This window comes from Pseudomonas sp. NPDC086581 (assembly GCF_044746165.1).
Classification (GTDB): domain Bacteria; phylum Pseudomonadota; class Gammaproteobacteria; order Pseudomonadales; family Pseudomonadaceae; genus Pseudomonas.
This window is the reverse complement of the sequence record NZ_JBIVBR010000005.1, coordinates 68,301-86,831: the sequence shown is the minus strand read 5'-3', so window position 1 is coordinate 86,831 and position 18,531 is coordinate 68,301. Positions and strand designations below refer to the sequence as shown.

Below are 18,531 nucleotides of genomic sequence, written 5' to 3'. Positions count from 1 at the left end.
AAAGGTATACTGGGGTATAGTATCCAGACTGATCCTACGGACCATCATCATGCAGCACGCCGCCCACCCGCAAGACGGTCGCCACGACCATCAGTTCCATGAAGGCAATCCCCTGGCCGAACGCAACACCCTGCGCGCCGCGCTGCTGACCGTGGTGATGATGGTGGTGGAGATCGCCGGGGGCTGGCTCTTCAACTCCATGGCCCTGCTCGCCGACGGCTGGCACATGAGCTCCCACGCCCTGGCGCTGGGGCTGGCGTTCTTCGCCTATGTGGCGGCGCGGCGTTTCAAGGGCGACGCGCGCTTCGCCTTCGGCACCTTCAAGATCGAGATTCTCGCCAGCTACACCAGCGCCATCCTGTTGCTGGGCGTGGCGGCGCTGATGATGTTCGAGTCTGTCGCACGGCTGCTCTCCCCTTCGCCGATCCATTACCAGCAGGCCATCGCCATTGCGGTCATCGGTCTGCTGGTGAACCTGGCTTGCGCCTGGCTGCTGCGCGGCGAGCATCATCACCACGGCCATGATCACGCTCATGGTCATGGTCATGACCACCACCACGGCCATGACCATCACGACCATGGCCACGACCTGAACCTGCGCGCCGCCTATCTCCATGTGCTGGCCGACGCAGCCACCTCGGTGGCGGCAATCATCGCCCTGATCGGCGGGCTGATCTGGGGCGCCGCCTGGCTCGACCCGCTGATGGGCATGATCGGCTCGGTGCTGGTGGCTGTATGGTCGGTGGGCCTGCTCAAGCAGAGCGGGCGGGTGCTGCTGGACGCGGAAATGAACGACCCGGTGGTGGAGGAAATCCGCGAGGTGGTCGCCGAGCTGCCCTATCCGGCGCGCATCACCGACCTGCACCTGTGGCGCGTGGGCAAGTCGCGCTACGCCTGCATCCTCAGCCTCGCCAGCATCGGTGACCTGACGCCCGAGCTGGTGCGCCAGCGCCTGCAGGTTCATGAGGAACTGGCGCACATCACGGTGGAGATCAACCCGATCCCTGCCTGAGAGCTACCCGTTACAAGACCGGAAGTCGTGGCGGCTTTGACGGCCGCCACGCCGCTGCGGCCTAATGCGCAGCCTGTCGAACCCGGTCGCCTGCCCGCATGTCCAGCTCCCGTTTCTCCACCGCCCAGCAACGCGCCAGCATCCTGCACCTGCCCGCCGGCCCCTGGACGACGGTGCTCGACTGCCTGTGCGCGCGCTTCCCGGCGATCAGCCGCGACACCTGGCTGGACCGCATGGCGCGCGGCAAGGTGCTGGACAACGACGGCCAGCCCATCGGCCCCGACCACCCCTACCGCGAAGCGCTGCGCATCCATTACTTCCGCGAGGTGCCGCAGGAAGCGCCGATCCCCTTCCAGGAGAGCATCCTGTATGCGGATGAACACCTGGTGGTGGCGGACAAGCCGCACTTCCTGCCGGTGACGCCCGCCGGGCAGTACGTCGAGGAAACCCTCCTCGCCCGACTCACCAGGCGCCTGGATAACCCGCAGCTGGTGCCGCTGCACCGCATCGACCGGCTCACCGCCGGGCTGGTGCTGTTCTCCGCCAACCCGACCAACCGCGATACCTACCAGGCGCTGTTCCGCGAACGGCGTATCGACAAGATTTACGAGGCCATCGCCCCGGCGCTGCCGCATCAGGAATTCCCGCTGGTGCATCGCTCGCGGATGGTTGAGGGCGATCCCTTCATCCGCATGCAGGAAGTGGACGGTGAACCCAACAGCGAAACGCGCATCGAGGTGCTGGAGCAGCGCGGCGAGCTTTGGCGCTACGGGTTGCATCCGGTGTCCGGCAAACGTCACCAGTTGCGCGTGCACATGTCGAGCCTGGGCGCGCCGCTGTGCTTCGATCCGCTCTACCCAACGCTGCCGCCGCGCGGCGAGCGGCCAGCTGAAGACTTCGACAAGCCACTGAAGCTGCTGGCCCGGCAATTGGAGTTCGTCGACCCGATAACCGGTGAGGCACGGCATTTCAGGAGCCAGCTGGAACTGACCTGGCCTTCCATCAATTTCATCGATGGTCACCCTTAAGACGATCCATTTCCGTCGATTGCGGCCCGGGTGTTTTCATAGCTCCACTCCAAGGAGAGAAAGCATCGGGAGCCCGATCATGAGTTACAGCGCCAAGTCCTTTTCCGCCCTCGTCAACGCCCTGCGTGCCGACGGCATCACTCGCCCCGAACAGATGGCCCGCCAGCCCTTCCGCAATGCCCAGGGCTTCTGGTCCGCGGTGGCCAAGAAATGAACCTTGTGCGGCGACTCCCGCCTGCGCTGCGCATGGATGCGGTGATCGTCCTCTACGCCCTGGCCGCGGCCTGGCTGGTGTTCTCGGGGCTGTAACGCCGGGCCGAGGAGACAGACACCATTGAAAAGGGCAGCCATGGCTGCCCTTTTTCGTGCCCCGCGCGGCCCTGCCGCGCTCCGTCCTCACTTCTTCAGACAAGTGCTCATGAACGCCTTGCGTTCGTCACCCTTGAGCGCCTTCTTGGTCGCATCGGCGTTGCAGGTCTTCATTTTTTCCTGCTGCGCCGTCGTGGCCTTGGTTTCGCCGCCGCCAGCCTTCAGGCAGGTGCTCATGAACGCCTTGCGTTCATCGCCCTTGAGCGCCTTGGTGGTGGCATCGGCGTTACAGGTTTTCATCTTCTCCTGCTGAGCGGTCTGCGCGGCGGTGGCGGCAAAGCCTTGAGCCGAAAAAAGCAGAGCCAGGACGAGCAGCGGAATCCGAACGGTGGTCATGGAGTGGTCTCCCAGGGTGGAATTGCCACTCTGAGCGTAGCTTGCAGCCCAGTATTCGCGAGGGCTGCGACGCGATCCTGCATGTCATCCCGCCCGGCCCGCGTTGATTCGCACGCGGCAAAAAATAAAGTGGTTATATATAAATTCGAATTGATAATTTTTTGAAATATCAAAAATGCCGCAGTATGGCGCTGCCACTCATTCGGTACGCCAGGAACCTGCCATGTCGCTGTTGACCCTTCCCAATGCCCGCGAGCAAACCAAGTCGGTCCGCGCCACGGTGCTGGTGTTCAAGGACCCGCGCTCGCAGGAGCTGCTCAACCGTATCGAGCGCCTGGCGCCCAGCGAAGCCAACGCGCTGATCATTGGCGAGACCGGCACCGGCAAGGAACTGGTCGCGCGACATATCCACAAGCTCAGCCGCCGTAGCGGTGCGCCCTTCGTGGCGGTGAACTGCGGCGCGTTTTCCGAGACGCTGGTGGAAAGCGAACTGTTCGGCCACGAGAAAGGCGCCTACACCGGCGCCACCAGCAGCAAGGCCGGCTGGTTCGAATCGGCCAACGGCGGCACCCTGTTCCTCGACGAAATCGGTGACCTGCCGCTGAACATGCAGGTGAAGCTGCTGCGCGTGCTGCAGGAACGCGAAGTCGTGCGACTGGGATCGCGCACGCCTGTGCCGATCAACGTGCGGGTAGTCGCCGCCACCAACGTCAACCTGGCCGACGCCGTAGTAGCCGGACATTTCCGCGAGGACCTGTTCTACCGCCTGCACGTCGCCACCATCCGCCTGCCGCCGCTGCGCGAGCGTCCCGGCGACATCCTGCCATTGGCTGAATTCTTCCTGGAAGAGCACTGCCAGCGCCTGGGCTACAACCGTGCCTCCCTGAGCCCCGAGGCCGAGCGCAAGCTGCTGGGCCACACCTGGCCGGGCAACATCCGTGAGCTGGAGAACGCCATTCACCACGCTCTGCTGGTATGCCGTAACCAGCAGGTACAACCGGGCGACCTGCAACTCGCCGAGCTGCCATCGGCACCACGCCATGACTCGCTGCGCCACGAAGCCTTCCCCCACGCCCTGGCCCCCCGCGTCGAGGCCACCCTGGAGCAGGCGCTGCTGGAACTGTTCGAAAGCAACAAGCCCGACCTCTACGAGCACGTCGAGGAAGTGCTGTTCCGCACCGCTTACCACTTCTGCCATGGCAACCAGTTGCAGACCGGCCGTCTGCTGGGCATCAGCCGCAACATCGTCCGCGCACGCCTGGAAAAGATCGGCGAACTGAACCTCAGCCGCACCGGCTGAGGTGAGCTCAGCCCGCGCCAGCTGGGGGGCGAAACCGTCCGTCGGCGATCCCCGCCCGACCTCCCCCCGCGAAAGGTTATAATCCGCGCCGTTTTTGCAGCCCGCACGCCAGTGCAAGCTGAGCGTCTACACTTCCAGGGTGCCGCCCAGGCGGGACGTCGACGGCCAGCGAACGACACATCGTCAGCGGCTGCCAGTCACCCTCTTCAAATCATCAGCTTTTAGTCATCAGCTTTCAGTCATCAGGAATGATCGTGACCAAAGACGAACTGCGCGCGGAACTGGAGCGCCAGGAGCAACGTTTCAAGGATGAACAGGGCGGCGAAGTGACCCTTTATGCCGCCCAGCCCGAACCCGGCAAGAAACCCTGGCGCAAGCGACCCAGCGTGCAGGACAAGGCCTTCGACCGGGAACTGGAAAGAATCGAAGAAGAACGACAGAAAAAGGATCAGGAAGGCGCTTCCGTTTAAATCGCAGGTACGGCCCCAGCCTGAAAGACCCGCCCGAATCCGTTGTGGGGAGTCTTGAAGCGATGGGCAAGCAGCGCTCCGTGGGGGAGCCCGCCAGTTGGCCTGCAAACACTCATCCGATGGGCCGGCGGCCCGCGTGGAAGCATTGCAAACTTTTTCCACCCTGCCTGAAAGCGCCGTGCGACGAGGCGTCGCGCAAATTGGAGAAACCGTTTCAGGCTAAATACGGTGCTCCAAGCTTCTGGCATAATCGCCGCCCCGTCTCCGACCGGTCATAGAATTTTCATGTTCGATCTCTTCAGCGGACTCGATGTCTGGGTGGGTGTCAGCCTGGTGCTGGCACTCACATTCGTCCTGGCGTTCGAGTTCATCAACGGCTTCCACGACACCGCCAACGCGGTGGCCACGGTTATCTATACCAAGGCCATGTCCCCGTACCGCGCGGTGATCCTCTCCGGCATCTTCAACTTCCTCGGCGTATTGCTCGGCGGCGTTGGCGTCGCCTACGCGATCGTCCACCTGCTGCCGGTGGAGCTGCTGATCAACGTGAATACCGGCCACGGTCTGGCCATGGTGTTCTCGCTGCTCGCCGCGGCCATCACCTGGAACCTGGGCACCTGGTACTTCGGCATCCCCGCCTCCAGCTCGCACACCCTGATCGGCTCGATCCTCGGCGTGGGCCTGGCGAACGCCCTGATCAACGGCGTACCGGTGGCCGACGGGATCAACTGGGGCAAGGCCATCGACATCGGCCTGTCGCTGATCTTCTCGCCGCTGGCCGGCTTCGTCGTCGCCGGCGCCCTGCTGATCGGCCTGAAGTGGCTGTACCCGCTGTCGAAGATGCACAAGACCCCGGAAACCCGCCGCGACGTCGACGAGAAGAAGCACCCGCCGTTCTGGAACCGCCTGGTACTGGTGATCTCGGCCATGACGGTGAGCTTCGTGCACGGCTCCAACGACGGCCAGAAGGGTATCGGCCTGATCATGCTGGTGCTGATCGGCATCGTCCCGGCGAAATTCGTTCTCGACCTGAACAGCACCACCTACCAGATCGAGCGCACCCGCGACGCCGCCATCCACCTGCAGCAGTTCTACAACCGCCACTCCGATACCCTCGGCGAGATGCTCGCCCTGGGCAAGGCCGGCGAAGCGGACATGCCTGACCTGTACCGCTGCGAGCCGAAACAGACCGAAGCGACCCTCAAGGGCCTGCTGAGTGATCTGCACGGCGTTTCCAGCTACAACGACCTGAATGACGACGAGCGCGTCCAGGTGCGCCGCTACCTGCTGTGCCTGGATGACACCGCGAAGAAGGTCGGCAAGCTGTCCGAGCTGCCGTCCCGCGAGAAGGCGGACCTCGAGAAGTTGCGCAAGGACCTGACCAGCACCACCGAATACGCGCCCTTCTGGGTGATCATCGCGGTGGCCCTGGCCCTGGGCATCGGCACCATGGTCGGCTGGAAGCGCGTGGTGCTCACCGTCGGCGAGAAGATCGGCAAGCAGGGCATGACCTATGCCCAGGGCATCGCCGCCCAGCTCACCGCGACCGCCGCCATCGGCATGGCCAACATTTACAGCCTGCCGGTGTCCACGACACACGTGTTGTCCTCGGGCGTGGCGGGCACCATGGTGGCGAACCGCAGCGGCCTGCAAGGCAGCACGATCCGCAACATCCTCATGGCCTGGGTGCTGACCCTGCCGGTGTCGATCGCGCTGTCCGCCGGCCTGTTCTGGCTGTCCTCGCGCTTCATCGGCTGATCCCGCGCCGCGCACCACGAAAAACGCCTGCATCCGCAGGCGTTTTTCATTTCCGCTCGCTCAAACGGTGATGGTCTGCCTCGGCAGGCGGATGACGAAACGCGCACCGCCCTTGAAGTTATCCACAGACAGGCTGCCGCCCATGTTGCGGATCAGGTCGTGGCTCACCGACAGCCCCAGCCCCGTACCCTTGCCGATCGGCTTGGTGGTGAAGAAGGCCTCGAAGATGCGCTCGATCACCGCCGGGTCGATGCCGCCGGCGTTGTCGCGCACGTGCAGTTCAACCCAGCCGGGGTCCGTGCAGGGCTCTTGCGACACGCCGACCCAGCGCGCGCCCTCATTTCCTCGTCCAAGCAAGGCGTCACGGGCGTTGGCCAGCAGGTTGATCAGCACCTGTTCCAACTGGTCGGAATAGCCCCGCACCACCACCCGTTGCGCCGGCGGCCGGCATTCCAGGGTGATGCCCTGCTGGGTGAGACTTTCCCCCAGCAAGGCGACGGCACCTTCACAGGCGTCATAGGGATCGAAGGGCGCGGCCTCCAGCTCCGACTTGCGGCTGAATACGCCCATATGGCTGATCACCCGCGAGAGCCGGTCGATCTGCGCGTCGGCTCGCTCGAGCTTTTCCTTCAGGTACTCCGGTTCGCCGAGCTTCTGCCGTGCGTTGTAGAGGGACATGCGCATGACGTGCAGCGGCTGCTTCATCTCGTGGGCCATGCCGCTGACCATCTCGCCCAGGCTGGCCATCTTCGCGCCTTGGGCCAGTTGCTGCTGAGCGTGGCGCACAGCGGTGTTGTCGCGGCCCACGGCCTGGATTTCCACAAGCCGCCCCTCGGCATCCAGCAACGGCCGGTCCGACCAGATCAGCCAGAGGTTGCGCTGGCCGGGGAGGCAGAAACGCAGCTCCCAGGAATCGTCCGCCACACTTTGGCCGCCGCCGACCAGACGTGCACGCAAGGCGCTGCAGTCCTGCTCGGACAGCCACTCGTCGAGCCGCCGGCCGAGCAGCGCGTCCACCGTCTCGCCCAGCACTTGGGCGAAGGTGTGGTTGATGAAGGTCAGCTGCAGGTCGGGGTCGTAGCGGCAGATCAGCGCCGGAGAGTCCTCGACCAGCACGCGATAGCGCTCCTCGCTCTCGGCGATCTGCAATGCGGCCAGGTGCTGCTCGGTGACATCCAGCCAGAGGCCGACGGCCTCCTGCGGGATGCCCTGTATGTCGCGCAGCAGCTTGGCCTCGTCGTACAGCCAGTGCCACTCTCCAGCGCTGTCGCACAGGCGGTACTCGGTGCGCACGCGGCCTTCGCGCAGCAGCTCGCGGCCACGGTCGAGGAAGACTTCCAGATCTTCGGGATGCACGCGCTCGGCCAGCGCCTGCCAGTTCTGGCCCTGCAGGTCGAGGCCGAGCAGGTTGCCGGCGCTCTCGCTGTAGAACTCGGGGATCAGGTGCCCCTCCTCCACCCGCTGCACGTAGATCACCACCGGGGCGCTGTCGATCAGGTTGCGCAGCCGTGCGTGGGCCGCCAAAGCCTGTTCCTCCTGCAGCTTGCCCTCGCTGATATCCAGCAGCACGCCGTCCATCAACTGGTCACCGGCGCGCGCCTGCCGTCGGCCCTGGAGCCGCAGCCAGCGCCTCGTCTGAGTGGACGAAGCACCGCGCAGGCGCAAGTCCTGGACCAGCCGCCCGCCCGGTTGCAGGTTGCGCAGGCGCAGGCTGAGTTCATCGGCGTCGGCGGGGTGCAACTGGCTCAGCAGGTCAACCAGCGGCAGCTGCAGCTGCCCGGCGGGCAAACCCAGGCTAGCCGCCACTGCGGGCGATAGTTCGAACAGGCCCTCGTCGACGTGCAGCCGCCACCAGCCACCGCCCACCATGTCCTGCAGCAGGTTAAGGCGCCGGCTGCTGTCGCGCAGGCTGTGCAGCTCGGTACGTTCGTGGACCAGGTTGGTGAGGATCTCCGCCAGGTACTGCCAGTCGCTCGGCGCTAGCCCCGGCCAACTGCCGCCATGTTCCATCGGCTCGGCCAGCAACCCGGCCAGTCGCCCACCGCGCACGGGGGCCGGGATCAGGTAGAGCTGGGCGCAGCACAAGATTTGCAGCAGCTCCGACGGGCTGCCATCGGCCCCCAGCAGGCATGCACCGCTGGCGGTCCGCAACTCATCGCCGGGCACCGTCAGGTTGTCCCGCAGCAGGCTGTCGAAGCCGGGCTGCACATAGCAGGCAAAGACCCGCAGGCTCTGGTCCGGCGCCTCCAGCAACAGGGCCATGCTGCGCATGTGGAAGTTGCTGCAGAATGCCTCCAGTACCTCACCGACGGCCTCGCCGAGGCGGCGTTGCGAGCTGTGGCGCAGGCGCGCCAGCAGCAACTTGCTGAGGCTCAGGCATTGCAGCTTGTGCTGCTGGCTGTCGGACTGCCAGTTCAGGTCGGAGATATCCGTGCCCAGCAGCAGACAGTGCTCGTTGGGCTGCAGGACCGCCCGGAAGCGGCAGACCAGCGGCAGGTCGCCGGAGCTGCGCAGCACCAGGTCGAGCCGCTCGCCGCCGCGCAGGCTGGAAACCTGCATGCCGCCGGGAATACGCCGGTCCAGATAGTCCCCTAGCCCGGGCAGCTCGCCGTTGCCCGGCACCGGTGGCAGCAGACGGTGCGCCTGGCTGCCGCCACGCGCGATGACGCGATCGCGACTGTCCAGCTCCAACCACAGGTCCCAGTGGCCAGTCACCACGGGCTCGGCCAGTTCCTCCACCGGCAGCGCCGGACGCCGGCGTGCCGCCAGGGGCCGGCTCGGCACCGGGTTGTCGTTCATCTCATGCTGGCCGCGAGGCCTGGAGCGCCAGAAATCGAACATCCGATGCCTCAGAGCAGGACGCTGGCGGTGCCGCTGAGCACATCGGGCAGGCGCGGCACCGTGCCGATCCCCGGCAGGGTCAGGAGCGGGACGATGGGCGAGGTGGCGTAGGGATAGCTGACGCACACCCGGACGCGCGTGTACTGGCGACCCGAGACCGTCTCGGTCACCAGGGTGTCCATGAACTGCCCGCTGTAGCAGCCGTTGCGCCAACTCGTCGGCATCCAGCTCAGGCGCTGGGTCACGGCATTATCCACAGCCGCTTTCAGCGCGGCACTGTAGCCACCCGCGGCCTGGGGATTCACCGAGACGGCCACTCGCGCACCCGCCGCCGCCGCATCGTTGAACGACTGCAGCATCAGCAGGGGCACGCAATAACCGAGCAGTCCGTAGAGAACTGCGAAGAACAGCACGAATACGGCGGCGAACTCGATAGCCACCGCGCCTCGTTGAGTGCAACGTCCGCCGACTCCGTTCATGCGAAATACTCCCGAACCAACTTCCAACTTGAATGATCGTTCAACTTGTCGGCACAGCGGAACTTTACTGAAGATACTCGCCGTCGGATAAATACCGTTCTCCAGCAATACTAGGCGCTCTTCCACGATTCGCCTTCATGGCCTATCGGAATAACGTTTCGAGCCAAACCCGATTAGCCTTGGCTTCAATTGCAATATGGCGCCAGAGTGCGGGATACCTTACAACTCCACTAATCTGCTTCGAAGTCGCCGTTCCGGGATAAGGACATTCTCAATGCTGTTCAAACTCTGCCTGCTGGGATGGTTCGCCGTGTGTGCCAGCCAGGACCTCACGCGGCTGCAGGTCAGCAACTGGCTGACGCTGGGCGGGGCGTTGGCGGCCCTGCTGTTCCTGCTGGTCACGGGACATACGCTGACGGGCTATGCGCCGCTTGCCTCGGGGGTCGCCGCGTTGCTGGCGGCGCTGCTCAGCGTGCCGGGCTACTGGCTGGGAAAGCTGGGCGCAGCCGACGTGAAACTGCTGATCGCCCTAGGCTTGGCCAGCGACCCACAGACGGTTCTGTACACCTTGGCGCTGGCCTGCCTGTTCTGTGTGGCGTTGATGTCCGCCAGCAAACTTTTGATTGATTCGGATAAAGTACCGGCTAATTGCAAATCGCAATTAGCCAAACTGCAACCGTCAAAGTTCAAGTCATTTCCCTTCATCTTCGCGCTGTTCGCCGGTCTTCTGACGACCCTGTCGCTCCTCCAATAAAAAAGATTCCGACAATTGGCGGAGTCCAAACTTAACGACTATATGCTAAGGGTTAATACCATCCATCGCCTGATGGGACGATCCGGCTACGGTATTTGAACGGCCGGACGATAAAAATAATGGAAGTAATCCTTCAAGGAGCGTGCAGTCATGGAAAAAACGGCCAATCGCCGTTTCAGCGTGCTGGTCATCGATGACGAGCCTCAGGTCACCGCGGAGCTTTCCGAATTGCTGGCGAACAGCGGCTACCGCTGCGTGGTCAGCGACAGCAAGGACAGCGCCCTGCAGAAATTCCGCGATGACACCTCGATCGGCCTGGTGATCTGCGACCTGGGCCTGGGTCGCGACAACGGCATCCGCGTGGTCGAGGCGCTCAAGGATGTAGCCGGCGCGACACGGTTCTTCGAAACAATCATCCTCACCGGCCAGCAAGGCAGCCAGGAAGTGATCGAGGCCATGCGCGTCGGCGTCGCCGATTACTACCAGAAGCCGGTGGCGCCGATGGACCTGCTCAAGGGCCTGGAGCGCCTAGAGGCGCGTCTGCACGAACGCATCCGCAGCCAGCTCAGCCTGAGTCACGTGAACCAGCGCCTGGAATACCTCGCCGAATCGCTCAACTCGATCTCGCGGGATATCCACAAGATCAAGTATGAGGTCCATGGAAGCGGCGGCCAGCCGGCCAGCAGCGGCGCACTCAAGCAGGAACAGCCCGAGCCGGCGGCCAGCGCAGCGCCGAGCAACGCCGAGCAGATGACGCCGGTGGTCAACAACCCGCTGTTCAACAAGCTATCGCCGCGTCAGCAGGCCGTGGCGCGCCTGGTGAGCAAGGGGCTGACGAACTACCAGATCGCCTATGACCTGGGGATCACCGAGAACACCGTGAAGCTCTATGTCTCCCAGGTGCTGCGACTGATGCACATGCACAACCGCACCCAGCTCGCCCTGGCCATCTCCCCCAGCGCCTCGCAAAGCAGCGCGGTGCACTGAGACCGCCTCAGCCTCTGACGGCCTTCAGATCAGCAGCTCGGAGCCGCCGGTCTGGAGGTCGATCAGGCGCACGTCGAGGATGCCGGTCTGGATGCCCAGGAGCTTGAGCAGCGGGTCGATGAGGGCGTTGCCCAAGGCCGTGACCAGGTCCGCCAGGGCCTTGGTCAGGAGCCTCTCCAAGTCGGTGGCGGAGTTAATGACGGCACCGGCGACCCTGTCCACCAGCTTGCCCAGGTCACACAGCAGCCAGCCCAGCAACGGGTTGCACAGCAGTCCCTGCGAGCCCAGACTCACGTCGATCTTCAGACCGTTGCTCAGACTCGCCAAGCCCGCGCCCAGCGACGCCCCGAGTGGACTCTGGGCACGCTGAACGGCGCTGGGCAGATCGCTGGGGCTGGCAACGGTGAAGGTCAGCGCAGTGGGGGCTGAAGTAGCAATTGTCACGGGCCCCGAAGGAGTGGTGATGTCGACACTGGCAAGATAACCCGACCCCAGGCTCACCAGATTGACCGAGGCGCCAAGGCTCAGGGAAGCGATGCCTGGCTGCGCCTGGACACCCACCGTCACCGGCTTGCCAACACCTCCGCACTGGATGCTCTCCAGCGCAGCAGAACCTGGGGCGACAGCGGCAACCAGGGTCACGTCGGACTTCACCAGACCGAGATTCAACAGGTCCACGTTAGCCTTCACGGTCAGATTGACCTGCGATGAACGCGCCTGAGTCCTCCAGGAGCCATCGGCATTGCGGCCGGGATAGCCGATGGCGATCTGCGGAGGATTGATCACCGACAGAGTCAGACTCTGCGATAGCAGCCCAGGCACGGCGAGCTTCTGGGTGGGAATGGTCACCGCATTGTTCTTGTTCGCCACCAGCGCCGTCGCCATCAGCAGGTCGAGCATGTTGACCCCGGCACTGAGCGCCGTATCGCGCACGCTGTCCGGCGCCACCACGCTGAGAATCTGTCCCAGGGTCAGCTGCGCCGTCGGCACGTTGATGGTGGCCAGCGCAGTGCGCAGCAGCGCCGTATTCACCCCGGCCAGCTGTGAAGAGTCCGCCGCATTGACCATGGCCTGGAGCAACTGCGCGGCGGTGACGTTGGCGCCCAGCAGGCTGTCGATCTTGCCCAGTTCGAGGTTCACCCCGGCGGCCTTGAGCTGCTGGCTGAGGGCGAGCAGCGAGACGTTGGCCCCGGCGATGCCCTGGTAGGTCACCACGTCCAGGTTGAGGTTGGTGCCCAGCAGCCCGCCGAGCAGGGCATTGAGCAACGGCGAGTTGCTCGAGTCCAGGCTCAGCACACCGCTACCCGCGGAGATCCCCGCCATCGCCGAGCGCCGTGCCACGGCCTGGGCACTGATCACCGTGGTGCTCGACGCACCGCTGAACAGGCTGGCGACGTTGAGTACCAGGCTGGAGGGTACGCTGTGGGTAGCCTGCACGCGCACGGAATCTGCCAGGTTGCCGCCTGCGCTGAACACCCGCTGGGAATCGGCACTGCCGTAACCAGCAGAGAAGCTGACACTGCCCAGTGTCCCGACCAGCGTGTCGCCGGTGCCGGGCACGAAGCCGTTCTTAGCCGCGCTGGCGGTGACGTAGCCCTGGATGTCGGCGGCCAGCTGCGAGCCGCACATACCGCCCTGGGTGGCCGCTTCCAGCGCCGCCATGTCCGCCACGCGCTGCAGCTTGCGTTGTTCGAAGTACAGGCGCCCGGTGTCGATCACCAGGGCCAGGCAGATCAGCGCCAACAGCAGCGTTCCCGCCGCCATGACGCCGATTGCGCCTCGCTGCCTTTCACGTCCCATGGCAGCCTCCGGAAGGGATCAGTTCTTGTCGGTGCTGAAGCCGTTGTTGTCGTCGAGCAGGTACTCGGGAATCTCGTGGGTATAGCTCTTCAGGTAGCGCTGGTAGGCACGGTCGCGCTCGGCCGGCGTGGCGCTCTGTCGGTGGGCCGAGGCGGCCTTGCCGCTGCTCTGCAGCTCCAGCCAGGTCAGCACTTCCTGCTGGTCCCGAGCGGTGGTACCGGCCTCCGCGTGGGCACTCTCCAGCGCCTGCGCCAGCATCGGCGTCGCCAGCAGTGCGCCGGCCAGAATCCATGTCTTCATCCTTCCCTCCCTGCCCGCCTCAGCGAGCCTTGACCAGCAGCTTGGCGTCGTGTGCCACCGCCGGAGTCGACTCGACGAGAGCCGGGTGCGCGTCTTCCACCGGTTCGTCCACGTAGCTAACACTTTCGGCCTGCACTGCCGGCTGGCTGGACGGGCTGGCGGGGCTTACCGGGCGGAGGTCCTTCGCCTGGTCCTGGGCCGCACGAACCTGGTCGGCGGACAGCCCGACGCTCTGGATCAACCGGCTGGCCTCGCTGTTCTCGCCCTGGATGAACATGACGCTGAGCAGATTGGTGGCCGGCAGCTTGTCGTGTTCGTTCAGTTCCATGGCGGTGATGAACTCGAAGCGCGCCTTCTCCATCTCGCCGCGCCGCAGCAGGACGAAACCCAGGTCGTTGCGCAGAGAGCTGTCGGTGGGCTGCAGGCGCGCCGCTTCACGCAGCTCGCGCTCGGCTTCCACGGTATTGCCGCCGCGCATGGCGATCTGCCCCAGGCCATGGTGGGCCTCGGCGGACTTGCAGGTGCCCAGCAGCCCTTCGTAGACGATGCGCGCCTTGGGATCACCGATACGGCGCAGGGCCAGTGCCTTGCTTTCGCGCACTTCCAGCGAGTTCGGCGGCAGGGTTTCCAGGTTGGCCAGAGCGGCATGGGCGCGGCCGTTGTCCAGCATCTCGCGGGCCAGGTTGAGCTGCAGCTCCACCGCCTGGCCGAGCTTCTCGTCGCAGTTCTGCCCGACGCTCGGCCCGCCGAGGGTGTCGAAGTTGGCGCAACCGGCAAGGGTCAGGCCCAACAGGCCGATCAAGCACGCGTTTCTCATCCTATTCCCCCCATGGCCTTGGTAATCGCGAGGAAACCCGGCCCGGCAAGGATGATCAGCAGCGCCGGGAACAGCAGCAGCATCATCACCAGGCTCATCTTCGCCGAAAGCTTGCTGACCTTTTCCTGCAGGCCAGTCAGGCGCCGGTCCTCGAACAGTTGCTTGAGGGTCAGCAACGAGCTGCGCGCACTGCCCCCCTGACGCACCATCTGGCGCAGCACGTTGCAGCAGTCGGTGAGCTCGCTCACCAGCAGGCGGCGGCTCAGTTGATCCAGCTCGTCGGCGAGGTCCAGGCCGCTTTCGGTGTGCGCCAGCACATTCTCCAGTTCCGAAGACAGAACGGGGACGATGCTCGGCCCCTCCCGGCAGACCACGCGCAGGCTTTGCTCCACAGTCAGACCGGAGTCGAACAGGATGCGGATCAGTTGGATGAACAGAATCACTTCTTCGGCCAGGCGCAGCCGGCGCTTTTCAGCGAAATACGCCAGAACCCGCTTAGGCAGCAGAAAGCCAATGCCCGCGGCGAACAGCAGCGATATAGCCGGCGACGAGACGGCAGTGCCGGGCATCGCCAGGTAGATGAGGACGCCCCCCACCATCAGCACAGGGCAAAAGATCAGGGATATCAGATAGAGGCTGCGCGGCGTGCCGCCGCTCCAGCCGGCCTGATTCAGCAGAACGCGGACTTCCTCGTCGCGCAGATGCAGTCGCTTGCCCAGCCCGCTGCCACTCACCCGTTCGACAAGGTCGGACACCCGGCGGCTTCCCGGACGCGCCAGAGACTCGCCGCCCAGACGCTGCTCGATCAAGCGCTGCTCACGCCCCGCCTTGCGACTCTGCGAGAAAGCCAGGAGCGATGCCGCGAGCACCAGCATTAGAACCATCAGTCCGTAGAGAACGGGCATGGCAGCTTCCTCATATGCTCTTGAGCATGCGCCAAAGCGTGTAACACCCCAGCACCTGCAGGCCGAGAGATGTCAGCAGCATCCAGCGGCCGCCGGTATCCATCCACATGTTCATCAGGTAGCCCGGGTTGGTGAAAAGGATGTAGCCCCCCAGGCTGATAGGCAGCACCGCCAGGACGAATGCGCTCAGGCGAGTCTCGCCGGTCATTGCGCGCAACTGCCGGCTGAGCTTTTCTCGCTCGTGGATGACCTTGATGATGTTTTCCAGCAGGTCGGTGGTGTTGCCTCCGTAGCGATGATTTACCGCCACGCCCAGGGAGAACACGTGCAGCTCTTCGACGTCGTAGAGTTCGGCGACCTCCTGTAATGCCTCCGGCAGACTGATGCCCAGCAGCACATGGTTGTTCACCAGCGAGAAAATTTCCCGAAGCGGGTCATCGGCAGCACTTACCGCCTGTGTGATGGAATCTCCCAGGGTGCGACCGGAGTGCAGGCTGCGGACCACCTGATCGAGGAAGTTCGGCATCTGTCGGATCATTTTCTGCAGCCGGCGCTGGTAGAGCACGTTGAGCAGTACGTGAAACCCCAGCCCCGCCAGCCCCACACCGCACAGCGCACCGGTCGGGCCGGCCAAGCGCTGCCCCAGCAGGGCCAGCAGCACGGCGACCACGCCAGCGCCGAAGAGCCAGCGGCGCATGTCGGCAATACCGGCACGACGCATGCGCCGCGCCAGCCAGTGGCTGCTGCGGACGCGGCCACTGCTGGCCAGGGGCTCACCGCTCAGGCGCCGCATCACCTGCTCGTTGTGTCGTGCACGCACGCTCATGCCGCTGAGCACTACGCCGAACAGAGCCAGGCCCAGGCTGACGAGTATCAACAGCGCTGCGCTGGTCACAGCAGCACCTGACGAAACTTGATGCCGCCCGGTTGGGCCGCCCGGACGAATTGCCCGGTGCCGCGCCGGTCAAGGCTGAACAGCGAGTTGGTAACGTAGACACCGTCGCGCACCTCCAGCACTTCGAGGATTTCGCTGACGCAACGGCGGCCGTTGGACAGGCGGGTGATCTGCACGATGATGTCGAGCGCTGAACAGAGCATCTGCCGCAAGGTCTGCTCCGGCACGCGCTGGCCGGTGAGCCCCACAAGCATCTCCAGGCGCAGCAGAGAATCCATCGCCGAGTTGGCGTGCACGGTACTCATCGAGCCATCGTGGCCGGTGTTCATCGCCTGCAGCACGTCGAGCACTTCGACGCCGCGGATTTCGCCGAGGATGATGCGGTCCGGACGCATCCGCAGAGCGTTGCGGATCAGGTCGCGGGCGGTCACTTCACCGAACCCCTCGGCATTCGGCGGACGGGTCTCCAGCCGTACCACGTGGTCGTGGCCCAGTTGCAGTTCGGCGGTATCCTCGATGGTGACGATGCGCTCGCGCTCGTCGATGAAGCTGCTCATGACGTTGAGCAGCGTGGTCTTGCCGGTGCCGGTGCCGCCGCTGATGAGGATGTTGCAGCGGCTCGCCACCGCCTGGCGGAGGAACGCCAGCATGGCTTCGTCGACGCTCTGGTAGGCCAGCAGGTCGGCGCTCTTGAGCAGCTCCTTGCTGAACTTGCGGATCGACAGGCAGGGCCCGTCCAGCGCCACCGGCGGAATGATCGCGTTGACCCGGCTGCCATCGGGCAGGCGTGCGTCCACCATCGGGCTGGACTCGTCCAGGCGCCGCCCCAGGGGCGCGAGGATGCGCTGGATCACCCGCTGCACATGATGGTCGTCGATGAAGCGCAGGTCGCTCTGGTACAGCCGGCCTTCGTGCTCGATGAACACCCGGTCCGGGCCGTTGACCAGGATTTCCGAGATGCCCGGATCCCGCAGGAGGATCTCCAGCGGGCCAAAGCCGGTGAGTTCGTCCACCACCTCTTCGGCGAGGCGGTCCAGTTCGTAGCGGGAGATCGCCAGCTGGCGGCGCGAGGCGTACTCGCAGACCTTCTCGGAGACGTACTGCGCCACCGCCGGCCGCGCGCCCTCCAGCAGGTTCATGCCGTCTTCGTCTATCTCATCGATGATGTAGCGGTGCAGGCGCATTTTCAGCGTCTGCAGGTCCTGATCATGACGGCCATGCCCGCCGCCGTAATGCGGGTTCATGAACGCGCAGCCTTCGCCCGGCCGATCCAGCGCAGCAGCCCGCGCTTCTCGGCCACGCCCGCGCCCAGCGCCTCGGCCAGGTCGCGCAGCTTCACCGTCAGCGGGTCGCGCGGGGCCAGGTCGAACAGGCTCTGGCCGACGTTCTTGGCGCGCAGGCGTGCTTCGGGCGAGGCCGGCAGCACACCGAAGAGCTCCAGGCCGAACATCTTGCCCAGCGCAGGCGCATCCGGTGGCACCGAGGCCCAGTAACGCTCGATCAGCAGCTCGATACGCGGCAGCGCCGGCGTGCGCTCGCGCAGGCGGCGAAGGCGCTCCAGTCCCTTCTTGCAAGACGGCACGCTCTGGTCCACCAGCCACAGCACGCGGCTGGCCTGCATCAGCAACTGGCCACTGAGTTCGCCTTCGGCGACGCCGGTGAGGTTGATCAGGATATGGCTGAAGGCGCTGCGCAGGTTGCCCAGCAGCAGGTACAGCTCGGCGGTGGTGATGCGCTCCAGCACGCCGGGTTCGTCCGACAGGCTGAGCACGCGCAGGCCCGATTCGTGGCGGGCAAAGGCGCTGTCGATCAAGGTCTGGTCCAGACGGCGCAGGTTGCGTAGCGCATCGGCGAAGGTGAATGACGGCTCCATGCCGAGGATCGCCAGCGCCTCGCCAGTGGGTTGGCCGATGTCGACCAGCAGCACGCGGTGCTCCGCCTGGCGTTGCAGCGCCAGGGCCAGGTGCAAGGCGACGAAGGCGCCGTCTGCATCCGGCCGGGCACTGATCAGGCTGATCAGCTCGCCCTGCTGGGTGGCGCTCACCGGTACGGTGGGAAGGCGGCCGCCGAGACGGCGGACCAGTCCGCTCAGCTCGCTGGCACGGGCGCCGTAGGTGACGAAGTCTCGGGCTCCTGCGCGCATGGCGGCCAGCACCAACTGGTTGTCCAGGCCATCGCCGACGGCGACGACCGAGAGCAGCGGCCGCGCCGAGACCAGCCCCTCGATCAGCGAGCCCTGGCAGACCAGGTTGGCCTTGTTCAGGCTGGTGAAGAGCACCGTCGCGCCGGTGACATCCAGCAGCGACAGCAGCTCCTCCAGCGTACCGCTGTTGGCCAGGACGACCTGCCCGCAGCCGGCCAGGCTGCTCTGCAGCCACTCCTGCTCGCCGGGATGCTGGATCAGCGCCACGAAAGTCTGACTCATGCCCGTGCTCCCTTGCTTTGCCTTGCCTCCCGCTCTCTGGCGGGTCAGCGCTTCA

Annotated in this window: 18 protein-coding genes; 8 read left to right on the top strand and 10 right to left on the bottom strand. The window is 65.0% G+C overall.

Going from position 1 to position 18,531, the window contains the following annotated elements:
- Positions 1-49: 49 nt before the first annotated feature.
- The 3 genes from dmeF (at position 50) to ACIPK7_RS12095 (ending at position 2,254) form a co-directional block, all read left to right on the top strand.
- On the top strand, positions 50-1,012 hold the full coding sequence (gene dmeF, locus ACIPK7_RS12105; RefSeq protein ID WP_401087912.1) for a CDF family Co(II)/Ni(II) efflux transporter DmeF: 963 nt from the start codon (positions 50-52) through the stop codon (positions 1,010-1,012).
- Between the two features lie 98 nt (positions 1,013-1,110).
- Positions 1,111-2,040, top strand: coding sequence for a pseudouridine synthase (locus ACIPK7_RS12100; RefSeq protein WP_401087910.1), 930 nt, complete (start codon positions 1,111-1,113; stop codon positions 2,038-2,040).
- Between the two features lie 79 nt (positions 2,041-2,119).
- A complete protein-coding gene (locus ACIPK7_RS12095) occupies positions 2,120-2,254 on the top strand; it encodes a hypothetical protein (RefSeq protein WP_017519380.1) in 135 nt (44 codons plus the stop codon).
- A gap of 182 nt (positions 2,255-2,436) precedes the next feature.
- Here the strand turns inward: ACIPK7_RS12095 and ACIPK7_RS12090 are convergent, their stop codons facing one another.
- On the bottom strand, positions 2,437-2,745 hold the full coding sequence (locus tag ACIPK7_RS12090; protein WP_045209676.1) for a PsiF family protein: 309 nt from the start codon (positions 2,743-2,745) through the stop codon (positions 2,437-2,439).
- Between the two features lie 223 nt (positions 2,746-2,968).
- On the opposite strand from ACIPK7_RS12090, the gene ACIPK7_RS12085 reads away from it, so the two are divergent.
- The 3 genes from ACIPK7_RS12085 (at position 2,969) to ACIPK7_RS12075 (ending at position 6,273) form a co-directional block, all read left to right on the top strand.
- Positions 2,969-4,045, top strand: coding sequence for a sigma-54-dependent Fis family transcriptional regulator (locus tag ACIPK7_RS12085; protein WP_192431506.1), 1,077 nt, complete (start codon positions 2,969-2,971; stop codon positions 4,043-4,045).
- 254 nt (positions 4,046-4,299) lie between these two features.
- Positions 4,300-4,515 (top strand): hypothetical protein, encoded by a 216-nt coding sequence (locus tag ACIPK7_RS12080; protein WP_081517536.1) that lies wholly within the window; start codon positions 4,300-4,302, stop codon positions 4,513-4,515.
- A gap of 285 nt (positions 4,516-4,800) precedes the next feature.
- The gene (locus ACIPK7_RS12075) at positions 4,801-6,273 is read left to right on the top strand and encodes an inorganic phosphate transporter (protein WP_192431507.1); all 1,473 of its coding nucleotides are present in this window, start codon (positions 4,801-4,803) and stop codon (positions 6,271-6,273) included.
- A 60-nt stretch (positions 6,274-6,333) separates the two neighbouring features.
- Here ACIPK7_RS12075 and ACIPK7_RS12070 read toward each other — a convergent pair whose 3' ends face one another.
- Positions 6,334-9,114, bottom strand: a complete 2,781-nt coding sequence (locus ACIPK7_RS12070) for an ATP-binding protein (RefSeq protein ID WP_401087907.1) — start codon at positions 9,112-9,114, stop codon at positions 6,334-6,336.
- Positions 9,115-9,122: 8 nt separating this feature from the next.
- The gene (locus ACIPK7_RS12065) at positions 9,123-9,593 is read right to left on the bottom strand and encodes a TadE/TadG family type IV pilus assembly protein (RefSeq protein ID WP_401087905.1); all 471 of its coding nucleotides are present in this window, start codon (positions 9,591-9,593) and stop codon (positions 9,123-9,125) included.
- Positions 9,594-9,867: 274 nt separating this feature from the next.
- Between ACIPK7_RS12065 and ACIPK7_RS12060 the strand changes: the two genes are divergently transcribed.
- A complete protein-coding gene (locus tag ACIPK7_RS12060) occupies positions 9,868-10,347 on the top strand; it encodes a prepilin peptidase (RefSeq protein ID WP_401087903.1) in 480 nt (159 codons plus the stop codon).
- Positions 10,348-10,497: 150 nt separating this feature from the next.
- On the top strand, positions 10,498-11,334 hold the full coding sequence (locus ACIPK7_RS12055) for a response regulator transcription factor (RefSeq protein ID WP_192431510.1): 837 nt from the start codon (positions 10,498-10,500) through the stop codon (positions 11,332-11,334).
- Between the two features lie 24 nt (positions 11,335-11,358).
- Here ACIPK7_RS12055 and ACIPK7_RS12050 read toward each other — a convergent pair whose 3' ends face one another.
- From ACIPK7_RS12050 to tadZ, 7 genes are read right to left on the bottom strand one after another with little or no spacing between them, the layout of a single operon-like run.
- A complete protein-coding gene (locus ACIPK7_RS12050; RefSeq protein ID WP_401087901.1) occupies positions 11,359-13,134 on the bottom strand; it encodes a pilus assembly protein TadG-related protein in 1,776 nt (591 codons plus the stop codon).
- A gap of 18 nt (positions 13,135-13,152) precedes the next feature.
- Positions 13,153-13,434, bottom strand: a complete 282-nt coding sequence (locus tag ACIPK7_RS12045; RefSeq protein ID WP_401087899.1) for a DUF3613 domain-containing protein — start codon at positions 13,432-13,434, stop codon at positions 13,153-13,155.
- Positions 13,435-13,453: 19 nt separating this feature from the next.
- Positions 13,454-14,251, bottom strand: coding sequence for a hypothetical protein (locus tag ACIPK7_RS12040; protein ID WP_401087897.1), 798 nt, complete (start codon positions 14,249-14,251; stop codon positions 13,454-13,456).
- Positions 14,248-15,135 carry a type II secretion system F family protein gene (locus tag ACIPK7_RS12035; RefSeq protein ID WP_401088214.1) on the bottom strand — a complete coding sequence of 296 codons (888 nt, stop codon included), beginning with the start codon at positions 15,133-15,135 and terminating at the stop codon, positions 14,248-14,250. Before ACIPK7_RS12035 ends, ACIPK7_RS12040 begins: the two co-directional genes overlap by 4 nt.
- A 31-nt stretch (positions 15,136-15,166) precedes the next feature.
- Complete coding sequence (locus tag ACIPK7_RS12030) at positions 15,167-16,051, bottom strand: type II secretion system F family protein (protein WP_401087895.1); 885 nt, start codon at positions 16,049-16,051, stop codon at positions 15,167-15,169.
- Positions 16,048-17,295 carry a type 4b pilus Flp biogenesis ATPase TadA gene (gene tadA, locus ACIPK7_RS12025; RefSeq protein ID WP_401087893.1) on the bottom strand — a complete coding sequence of 416 codons (1,248 nt, stop codon included), beginning with the start codon at positions 17,293-17,295 and terminating at the stop codon, positions 16,048-16,050. The genes ACIPK7_RS12030 and tadA overlap by 4 nt, the downstream gene beginning before the upstream one ends.
- Positions 17,292-18,476, bottom strand: coding sequence for a type 4b pilus Flp biogenesis protein TadZ (tadZ, locus tag ACIPK7_RS12020; protein WP_401087891.1), 1,185 nt, complete (start codon positions 18,474-18,476; stop codon positions 17,292-17,294). Before tadZ ends, tadA begins: the two co-directional genes overlap by 4 nt.
- Positions 18,477-18,531 lie beyond the last annotated feature (55 nt).

What these genes read in the sequence shown, in the direction of transcription:
- dmeF (WP_401087912.1), top strand. Translation starts at nt 50, where the DNA reads ATGCAGCACGCCGCCCACCCGCAAGACGGTCGCCACGACCATCAGTTC.
- ACIPK7_RS12100 (WP_401087910.1), top strand. Translation starts at nt 1,111, where the DNA reads ATGTCCAGCTCCCGTTTCTCCACCGCCCAGCAACGCGCCAGCATCCTG.
- ACIPK7_RS12095 (WP_017519380.1), top strand. Translation starts at nt 2,120, where the DNA reads ATGAGTTACAGCGCCAAGTCCTTTTCCGCCCTCGTCAACGCCCTGCGT.
- ACIPK7_RS12090 (WP_045209676.1), bottom strand. Translation starts at nt 2,745, where the DNA reads ATGACCACCGTTCGGATTCCGCTGCTCGTCCTGGCTCTGCTTTTTTCG.
- ACIPK7_RS12085 (WP_192431506.1), top strand. Translation starts at nt 2,969, where the DNA reads ATGTCGCTGTTGACCCTTCCCAATGCCCGCGAGCAAACCAAGTCGGTC.
- ACIPK7_RS12075 (WP_192431507.1), top strand. Translation starts at nt 4,801, where the DNA reads ATGTTCGATCTCTTCAGCGGACTCGATGTCTGGGTGGGTGTCAGCCTG.
- ACIPK7_RS12070 (WP_401087907.1), bottom strand. Translation starts at nt 9,114, where the DNA reads ATGTTCGATTTCTGGCGCTCCAGGCCTCGCGGCCAGCATGAGATGAAC.
- ACIPK7_RS12065 (WP_401087905.1), bottom strand. Translation starts at nt 9,593, where the DNA reads ATGAACGGAGTCGGCGGACGTTGCACTCAACGAGGCGCGGTGGCTATC.
- ACIPK7_RS12060 (WP_401087903.1), top strand. Translation starts at nt 9,868, where the DNA reads ATGCTGTTCAAACTCTGCCTGCTGGGATGGTTCGCCGTGTGTGCCAGC.
- ACIPK7_RS12055 (WP_192431510.1), top strand. Translation starts at nt 10,498, where the DNA reads ATGGAAAAAACGGCCAATCGCCGTTTCAGCGTGCTGGTCATCGATGAC.
- ACIPK7_RS12050 (WP_401087901.1), bottom strand. Translation starts at nt 13,134, where the DNA reads ATGGGACGTGAAAGGCAGCGAGGCGCAATCGGCGTCATGGCGGCGGGA.
- ACIPK7_RS12045 (WP_401087899.1), bottom strand. Translation starts at nt 13,434, where the DNA reads ATGAAGACATGGATTCTGGCCGGCGCACTGCTGGCGACGCCGATGCTG.
- ACIPK7_RS12040 (WP_401087897.1), bottom strand. Translation starts at nt 14,251, where the DNA reads ATGAGAAACGCGTGCTTGATCGGCCTGTTGGGCCTGACCCTTGCCGGT.
- ACIPK7_RS12035 (WP_401088214.1), bottom strand. Translation starts at nt 15,135, where the DNA reads ATGGTTCTAATGCTGGTGCTCGCGGCATCGCTCCTGGCTTTCTCGCAG.
- tadA (WP_401087893.1), bottom strand. Translation starts at nt 17,295, where the DNA reads ATGAACCCGCATTACGGCGGCGGGCATGGCCGTCATGATCAGGACCTG.
- tadZ (WP_401087891.1), bottom strand. Translation starts at nt 18,476, where the DNA reads ATGAGTCAGACTTTCGTGGCGCTGATCCAGCATCCCGGCGAGCAGGAG.